Raw genomic sequence first — 9371 nt, 5'->3', positions numbered from 1 at the left:
GCTCTTGGATGAAGGCTTTCTCTTCTTCAGAAAGTTGCATTTTTCACCGACCGCGCTGTCTTTTGTTTGTTTGATAGCGTTCTAAATAGTCGAGGACGGTAAAGCCTTGCATGAAAAATTGAACCATTTTGTGAATAGTCTGTCTTGAACGATAAAGCAAGCGTGCAATTTCTGCTGTAGGAGTAGCATTTTTCACGTAAGACTCGATGATTACAAGCTCGTTTATGGTAAGATGGGTATAGGTCATCTATATTAATTCTTTTCAGATGAGTGTGTGTTTATCTGAGCTTAACATAAATGGCTTTTTCTGTCTAACTTAATTTTACAAATTGGGAACTAAAAAAACGCCAACTGATTGAAAAATGGAAAAATGAAACTTCAGTAATCGTAAAATTGCAGGGGTATTAGGCAAAGCTCCTCAGACTATCTACAATGAAATCAAGTGTGGTCTAGTTATGTAGCAGGTACGCAAGGGGAAGTTTGAAGAGGTCTATAAGGCAGACTACGCCTATAAAGTATCAAGAAAGTCGGGAGCGCTCCGTTAAGCCCATTTCGCTGGATAAGGAGGCCTACCAAGCTATCTGCTATTACGCTAAACAAAAGTATTCTCCTAAAATGATGGTCAAGAGCAAGGGGGTGAAGGTAGCTGTCTCCACCATTTACTACTGGATTGACCGTGGGCACTTGGGCAAGGCGGAGGATTTCCTGTTGTATCCACGCAAGAAATCTTCGAAGCGTCAGCGAGCATTTTCCTAACCAGCCCAACGTTTGGAAAATCAATTGAGGAGCGTCCGATTGAAATTGACCAGCGTACAAGGTTTGGAGATTTTGAGATTGGCACAGTGCTGGAACAGTGCGAGAAAGCACCCTGTCTTCTGACCTTGACGGATAGGAAGACGCGATATGAGATCATTCACCTCATACCATCTAAAACGGCTCAAGCAGTTAATAATGCACTTTTGGAGATTCAGGAGACTATCACATTTTATCTCTCACAGCTGACAACGGCAGGGAATTCGCACGCTTACATGAGGTATTTGACCGAGTGCACATTTACTATGCCCACCCCTATGCCTCATAGGAACGTGGTACAAACGAGAACCATAATCGGCTCATCCGCAGATGGTTCCCAAAAGGTGCTCGAAATATCACCCACCAAGAGATCCGATTTATTGAAAATTGGGTGAACCACTACCCTCGAAAAACGTTTGATTACAGCTCGCCGGCAGATTTGATCATTAGTGGCTAAGAGGACTTGAAATTTGCCGTAGCGCTTAGCTTGATAATTTAGATTTAAAAATAGTAAAAAAACTTGAAGAATTCACCTAAATAGGGTATAATATAGGTGACCATTTGTCGTAGGTTTTGTCTGAAATATTGTCCAGACAGGATCACAGCAGTTAAATCTTCTGAAAAAGTCGGATTTAGCTGCTCTTTTTGTGTTTTTTTAGAGCCTTTGAGTCTTTGTAATAAAAATTTAAAGATTCTGAAAATTTACTCAAAGGACATGGCGATAGGGGTTTTACAACCATATGACGATAATCAATAGCCTGATCAACTAGGCTTGAAACTTTATTTACAAAGGAGAATCATCTTGGCTGGACATGACGTTCAATACGGGAAACATCGTACCCGTCGTAGTTTTTCAAGAATTAAAGAAGTTCTTGACTTACCAAATTTGATTGAAATTCAAACGGATTCCTTTAAAGATTTCTTGAACCACGGTCTTAAGGAAGTATTTGAAGATGTATTGCCAATCTCAAACTTTACGGACACCATGGAATTGGAGTTTGTCGGCTATGAAATTAAGGAGCCAAAATACACGCTAGAAGAAGCTCGGATCCACGATGCCAGCTACTCAGCACCGATCTTTGTAACTTTCCGCTTGATTAACAAAGAAACTGGCGAAATCAAGACCCAGGAAGTGTTCTTTGGTGACTTCCCGATCATGACTGAAATGGGGACCTTCATCATCAACGGTGGGGAACGGATTATCGTATCCCAGTTGGTGCGTTCACCTGGTGTTTACTTTAACGACAAGGTCGACAAGAACGGGAAAGTAGGCTATGGCTCAACCGTTATCCCTAACCGTGGAGCATGGTTGGAGCTTGAGAGCGACTCAAAAGACATCGCCTACACTCGGATTGACCGGACGCGTAAGATTCCATTTACGACCTTGGTTCGTGCTCTTGGTTTCTCTGGTGATGATGAGATCTTTGATATCTTTGGTGATAGCGACTTGGTGCGCAATACCGTTGAAAAAGACATCCATAAAAACCCAATGGACTCTCGGACAGATGAGGCCTTGAAAGAAATTTATGAACGCCTTCGTCCAGGGGAGCCTAAGACGGCCGAAAGCTCACGGAGCTTGCTGGTGGCGCGTTTCTTTGACCCACGTCGGTATGACTTGGCAGCTGTTGGTCGTTACAAGATTAACAAAAAACTCAATGTCAAAACTCGCTTGCTCAACCAAACCATTGCGGAGCCTTTGGTGGATGCGGAAACTGGAGAAATCTTGGTCGAAGCTGGAACTGTTATGACGCGTAGCGTGATTGAGAGCATCGAGAGCCACTTGGATGGTGACTTGAACAAGATCGTCTACATTCCAAACGACGCTGCTGTTCTGACAGAACCAGTTGTGCTTCAAAAATTCAAGGTTGTTGCTCCAACGGACCCAGACCGTGTTGTAACCATCATCGGAAATGCCAATCCAGACGACAAGGTTCGTGTTGTAACTCCTGCGGATATCCTTGCAGAGATGAGCTACTTCCTCAACTTGGCTGAAGGTATCGGACGTGTGGATGATATTGACCACCTTGGAAATCGTCGGATTCGTGCAGTTGGGGAACTCCTTGCCAACCAAGTCCGTCTTGGACTTTCTCGCATGGAGCGGAATGTGCGTGAACGTATGTCTGTGCAGGACAATGAAGTGCTTACTCCGCAACAAATCATCAACATCCGTCCGGTGACAGCAGCGGTCAAAGAATTCTTTGGTTCTTCCCAGTTGTCTCAGTTCATGGATCAACACAACCCGCTTTCTGAGTTGTCTCACAAACGTCGTTTGTCAGCCTTGGGACCTGGTGGTTTGACACGGGACCGTGCAGGTTATGAAGTGCGGGACGTGCACTACACCCATTATGGCCGTATGTGTCCGATTGAAACGCCTGAAGGACCAAACATCGGTTTGATCAATAACTTGTCATCCTATGGACATTTGAACAAGTATGGATTTGTTCAAACACCATACCGCAAGGTGGACCGTGAAACGGGTGTGGTAACCAACGAAATCGTTTGGTTGACTGCTGATGAAGAAGATGAATTTACAGTAGCGCAGGCGAATTCTCGTCTTAACGAAGATGGCACCTTTGCTGAAAAAGTCGTTATGGGACGTCACCAAGGGGTCAATCAAGAGTACCCTGCAAGTGTTGTGGACTACATGGATGTGTCACCAAAACAGGTAGTTGCCGTTGCGACTGCATGTATTCCTTTCTTGGAAAACGACGACTCCAACCGGGCCCTCATGGGAGCCAACATGCAACGTCAGGCTGTGCCATTGATCAATCCAAAAGCACCTTACGTGGGTACCGGTATGGAATACCAAGCAGCCCATGACTCAGGAGCAGCTATCATTGCGCAACATGACGGAAAAGTAACTTACGCAGATGCGGATAAGGTAGAAGTTCGCCGTGAAGACGGTTCGCTAGATGTCTACCACGTTCAAAAATTCCGTCGTTCAAACTCAGGTACTGCCTACAACCAACGCACTCTTGTTAAAGTGGGTGATCTGGTTGAAAAAGGCGACTTTATCGCTGATGGACCTTCTATGGAAAATGGAGAAATGGCGCTTGGTCAAAACCCAATCGTTGCCTACATGACTTGGGAAGGTTACAACTTTGAGGATGCAGTTATCATGAGCGAACGCTTGGTCAAAGACGATGTTTATACATCCGTCCACCTCGAAGAATACGAATCAGAAACCCGCGATACAAAGCTTGGGCCTGAAGAAATTACTCGCGAAATTCCAAACGTTGGTGAAGATGCTCTTAAAGACCTTGACGAAATGGGGATTATCCGTATCGGTGCTGAGGTTAAAGAAGGTGACATCCTTGTCGGTAAAGTTACACCGAAGGGTGAAAAAGATCTGTCAGCAGAAGAGCGTCTCTTGCATGCGATTTTCGGAGACAAGTCTCGTGAAGTTCGTGACACTTCTCTTCGTGTTCCACACGGTGCCGACGGTGTCGTTCGTGATGTTAAGATCTTTACCCGTGCGAATGGAGATGAGTTGCAATCCGGTGTTAACATGCTGGTTCGCGTCTACATCGCCCAAAAACGGAAGATCAAGGTCGGAGATAAGATGGCGGGACGCCACGGAAACAAAGGGGTTGTCTCTCGGATCGTTCCAGTTGAAGACATGCCTTACCTTCCTGATGGAACGCCAGTCGATATCATGTTGAATCCTCTTGGGGTGCCATCACGGATGAATATCGGTCAGGTTATGGAGCTCCACCTGGGTATGGCGGCTCGGACGCTCGGCATTCACATTGCAACACCAGTCTTTGACGGAGCATCTTCTGAAGATCTTTGGTCAACTGTTAAAGAAGCAGGTATGGCTAGCGATGCCAAGACCATCCTTTACGATGGCCGTACCGGTGAGCCATTTGACAACCGTGTCTCTGTCGGTGTTATGTACATGATCAAGCTTCACCACATGGTTGACGACAAACTCCATGCGCGTTCAGTCGGACCATACTCAACCGTTACTCAACAACCACTCGGAGGTAAAGCTCAGTTTGGTGGACAACGGTTCGGTGAGATGGAGGTTTGGGCTCTGGAAGCTTATGGTGCCTCAAATGTCCTTCAAGAAATCTTGACCTATAAGTCTGACGATATCAATGGTCGTCTCAAAGCTTATGAAGCCATTACCAAAGGTAAACCAATTCCAAAACCAGGTGTTCCAGAATCCTTCCGCGTTCTTGTGAAAGAATTGCAATCGCTAGGTCTTGACATGCGTGTCCTTGACGAAGACGATCAAGAAGTAGAACTCCGTGATTTGGATGAAGGCATGGACGAGGATGTGATTCACGTGGATGACCTTGAAAAAGCCCGTGAAAAAGCTGCTCGAGAAGCAAAAGCGGCCTTTGATGCTGAAAATCAAAAAGAAGCTGCTAAAAATGCAGAAACAAGTGAAGAAATCGCTGAAACAGAAGCGATCTTAAACGAAGCTGTAGCCAGTGAAGAATAGTCTCTAAAGAGACAAGTTAGAAATCGAATTTGAAGTGTTGGAGCACTGCGAAGAGAGATTTTTAGCTACTGGGACTAACAGTCTTCGACTAGGTCTAGGGCAAGGGGAGAGCATGCTCTTTCCTTGGCTGCTAGAACTCAACAACTAGAAAGGGAAGAAATAGTGGTTGATGTAAATCGTTTTAAAAGTATGCAAATCACCCTAGCTTCTCCAAGCAAAGTCCGTTCATGGTCTTATGGAGAAGTCAAAAAACCTGAAACAATCAATTACCGTACGTTGAAACCAGAACGTGAAGGACTCTTTGACGAAGTCATCTTTGGTCCTACAAAAGACTGGGAATGTGCTTGTGGTAAGTACAAACGCATTCGCTACAGAGGAATTGTTTGTGACCGCTGTGGGGTTGAAGTAACGCGTACGAAAGTTCGTCGTGAGCGTATGGGGCACATCGAGTTGAAAGCTCCTGTATCTCACATCTGGTACTTCAAGGGGATTCCAAGCCGTATGGGCTTGACCCTTGATATGAGTCCTCGTGCCCTCGAGGAGGTTATCTACTTTGCGGCTTATGTGGTGATTGATCCTAAGGATACACCACTTGAGCACAAGTCTATCATGACAGAGCGCGAATACCGTGAGCGCTTGCGTGAGTATGGTTATGGATCATTCGTTGCCAAAATGGGTGCCGAAGCCATCCAAGACCTTTTGAAACAAGTAGATCTTGAAAAAGAAATTGCTGAACTCAAAGAAGAGTTGAAAACAGCTACTGGACAAAAACGTGTCAAAGCCATCCGTCGTTTGGATGTTTTAGATGCCTTTTACAAGTCTGGAAACAAACCTGAATGGATGATTCTTAACATCCTTCCGGTTATTCCACCAGATCTCCGTCCAATGTTGCAGTTGGATGGTGGCCGTTTTGCCTCATCTGACTTGAACGACCTTTACCGTCGTGTTATCAACCGTAACAACCGTTTGGCTCGTTTGCTTGAGTTGAATGCACCAGGTATCATCGTTCAAAATGAGAAGCGTATGCTTCAAGAAGCAGTTGACGCTTTGATTGACAACGGTCGTCGTGGTCGTCCGATTACAGGACCAGGTAGCCGTCCACTGAAATCATTGAGCCACATGCTCAAAGGGAAACAAGGACGCTTCCGTCAAAACTTGCTCGGTAAACGTGTTGACTTCTCAGGACGTTCCGTTATTGCCGTTGGTCCAACTCTTAAGATGTACCAATGTGGTGTGCCACGTGAAATGGCGATCGAGCTCTTTAAACCATTTGTCATGCGTGAAATCGTTGCCCGCGACATCGTGCAAAACGTCAAAGCAGCTAAACGCTTGGTAGAACGCGGAGACGAGCGTATCTGGGACATCCTTGAAGAAGTAATCAAAGAACACCCAGTACTTTTGAACCGCGCACCGACCCTTCACCGTTTGGGTATCCAAGCCTTCGAGCCAGTCTTGATTGATGGTAAGGCCCTTCGCTTGCACCCACTTGTCTGTGAAGCCTACAATGCCGACTTTGACGGGGACCAAATGGCCATCCACGTACCACTTTCAGAAGAAGCTCAAGCAGAAGCTCGTATCTTGATGTTGGCTGCTGAGCATATCTTGAACCCGAAAGATGGTAAACCAGTTGTTACTCCATCTCAGGACATGGTTTTGGGTAACTACTACTTGACCATGGAAGAAGCTGGTCGTGAAGGTGAAGGAATGGTCTTCAAAGACCGTGACGAAGCGGTTATGGCTTACCGCAATGGTTATGTTCACCTCCATTCACGTGTTGGTATCGCGACAGACAGCCTTAACAAACCTTGGACTGAAGAGCAAAAACACAAGGTCTTGCTGACAACAGTTGGTAAAATCCTCTTCAACGATATCATGCCAGAGGGTCTGCCTTACTTGCAAGAACCAACAAATGCCAACTTAACAGAAGGTGTTCCAGCTAAATACTTCTTGCCACTTGGTGGAGATATCAAGGAAGCAATCAGCAATCTTGAACTCAACCCCCCATTCAAGAAGAAAAATCTTGGAAATATCATCGCTGAAATCTTCAAACGTTTCCGTACGACAGAAACTTCTGCCCTACTTGACCGCATGAAGAACCTCGGTTACCACCACTCAACTCTTGCAGGTTTGACAGTGGGTATTGCCGATATCCCAGTGGTTGAAGATAAGGCTGAAATCATCGAAGAATCACACAAACGTGTAGAACAAATCACCAAACAATTCCGTCGTGGTATGATCACAGACGACGAGCGCTACAACGCTGTTACAGCTGAATGGCGTGCAGCCCGTGAAAAATTGGAGAAACGTTTGGTTGCCAACCAAGATCCGAAGAACCCAATCGTTATGATGATGGACTCAGGAGCCCGTGGTAACATCTCAAACTTCTCACAGCTTGCCGGTATGCGTGGTCTGATGGCGGCTCCGAACGGACGTATCATGGAATTGCCAATCCTTTCAAACTTCCGTGAAGGTTTGTCAGTACTCGAAATGTTCTTCTCAACTCACGGTGCCCGTAAAGGTATGACCGATACGGCCCTTAAGACAGCTGACTCAGGTTACTTGACTCGTCGTTTGGTTGACGTTGCCCAAGACGTTATCATCCGTGAGGACGACTGTGGAACTGACCGTGGTCTCTTGATCCGCTCTATCGCAGAAGGAAAAGAAATGATCGAGTCTCTCGAAGAGCGTCTCAATGGTCGTTACACTAAGAAAACTGTTAAACATCCAGAAACCGGTGCAGTAATCATTGGTCCAAATGAGTTGATTACAGAAGACAAGGCGCGTGAAATTGTCAATGCTGGTGTGGAAGAAGTGACTATCCGCTCTGTATTTACATGTAACACTCGTCATGGTGTCTGCCGTCACTGTTATGGTATCAACTTGGCGACTGGTGATGCGGTTGAAGTTGGTGAAGCAGTTGGTACAATCGCTGCCCAATCTATCGGGGAACCTGGTACACAGCTTACAATGCGTACCTTCCACACGGGTGGGGTTGCCTCAAATACCGATATCACTCAGGGTCTTCCTCGTGTCCAAGAAATCTTTGAAGCCCGCAATCCGAAAGGGGAAGCGGTCATCACAGAGGTCAAAGGACAAGTCACCGCTATCGAAGAAGATGCATCTACTCGTACCAAGAAAGTCTTTGTTAAGGGTGAAACTGGCGAAGGTGAATACGTCGTTCCATTTACAGCACGTATGCGTGTTGAAGTTGGAGACCAAGTTTCTCGTGGTGCAGCATTGACAGAGGGTTCTATCCAACCAAAACATCTCCTTGCTGTTCGTGATGTCTTGTCAGTTGAAACTTATCTTCTCGGTGAAGTCCAAAAAGTTTACCGTAGCCAAGGGGTAGAAATCGGAGACAAACACATCGAGGTTATGGTTCGTCAAATGATCCGTAAAGTCCGTGTCATGGATCCAGGTGATACAGATCTTCTCATGGGTACCCTTTTAGACATCAACGATTTTACAGATGCGAACAAAGATGTCCTTATCGCCGGTGGAGTTCCAGCGACAGGTCGCCCAGTCCTTATGGGAATCACCAAAGCCTCGCTTGAAACCAACAGTTTCTTGTCAGCGGCTTCCTTCCAGGAAACAACTCGTGTCCTTACAGATGCAGCGATCCGTGGTAAGAAAGACCATCTCCTTGGACTTAAAGAAAATGTTATCATCGGTAAGATCATCCCAGCAGGTACTGGTATGGCTCGTTACCGTAACCTTGAACCACAAGCTATCAATGAAGCAGAATATCTGGCTCCTGAACAAGAAGAGACGGGAAATGCTCCTGTAGACGAAGCTATAGAAGTTCAAGTTGAAAAAATTGTAGAATAAAAGCAAAGAAGGGCCTTTGTCAACTGTAGCGGGTGACTTATGGCTAACATCTAGAGAGGACCAGATTGGTTCTCTCTTTTATGATGTTCAAAGTGACCAAAATTTTCGTTTTAAAGTTTTTGAAGTTTCTAAGAACCTGTATTCACAACATCATAACGTCCTTAAAATCCGACGAATGTGAGATAGTTTTACAAAAGCAACTTCAGATGATACAGATTTTTCAACCTCCTTGGCTAATCTTCGCGAGTGATTCAACCATGAGAAAGTCCGCTCTACGACCCAACGCTTTGGGTGATGCGTC

General features: G+C 45.6%; 2 protein-coding genes and 1 pseudogene. All 3 read left to right on the top strand.

Translation table 11 applies throughout. The annotated features are described in order from the left end of the window. Positions 1–351: 351 nt before the first annotated feature. The 3 genes and pseudogenes from SORDD16_RS08435 (at position 352) to rpoC (ending at position 9070) form a co-directional block, all read left to right on the top strand. Positions 352–1249: pseudogene (locus SORDD16_RS08435) on the top strand (IS30 family transposase). 345 nt (positions 1250–1594) lie between these two features. Next, on the top strand, positions 1595–5242 hold the full coding sequence (gene rpoB, locus SORDD16_RS08430) for a DNA-directed RNA polymerase subunit beta (RefSeq protein ID WP_061453115.1): 3648 nt from the start codon (positions 1595–1597) through the stop codon (positions 5240–5242). A gap of 162 nt (positions 5243–5404) precedes the next feature. Then, positions 5405–9070, top strand: a complete 3666-nt coding sequence (rpoC, locus tag SORDD16_RS08425) for a DNA-directed RNA polymerase subunit beta' (RefSeq protein WP_061453171.1) — start codon at positions 5405–5407, stop codon at positions 9068–9070. Positions 9071–9371: the final 301 nt, after the last annotated feature.

The organism is Streptococcus oralis (genome assembly GCF_001578945.1).
Classification (GTDB): domain Bacteria; phylum Bacillota; class Bacilli; order Lactobacillales; family Streptococcaceae; genus Streptococcus; species Streptococcus oralis_Q.
Note: the sequence above shows the minus strand (reverse complement) of the source record. Positions and strands in the feature narration are given on the sequence as shown.